Here is a 302-nt window from a genome sequence, read left to right on the forward strand (position 1 = left end):
GATCCGCCCTGCTGGCGGCTCGTCGGAGATTCATCGCGTTCATAGACGACGCAGGATATTTGGTGCTGCTGCAAAATGCGAGCAAGTGTCAGTCCACCAGGGCCGGCCCCGATGATTGCAATGCGTGGCTGTTCGTTCAGTGGAGTAATTCTCATGTTCAGCACCTCGAATGTAGGATATTTATCAGCTGCTGGTATCATACGACGGTTGTGTAAACTGAACATAAATCGGGTGTCCGGCTAACGGACACAGATGCACTTATTCGGCCGAAATTGGCCGAATGGAAATTCTAACGGACTCCA

General features: G+C 51.3%; 1 protein-coding gene. It reads right to left on the reverse strand.

What is annotated here, in order from left to right:
* Positions 1-155 (reverse strand): FAD-dependent oxidoreductase (locus KVT27_RS24190; RefSeq protein WP_217582130.1); only part of this gene is annotated, 155 nt, incomplete at its 3' end.
* Positions 156-302: the final 147 nt, after the last annotated feature.

The organism is Lysinibacillus sp. GbtcB16 (assembly GCF_019091145.1).
Lineage (GTDB): Bacteria > Bacillota > Bacilli > Bacillales_A > Planococcaceae > Lysinibacillus > Lysinibacillus fusiformis.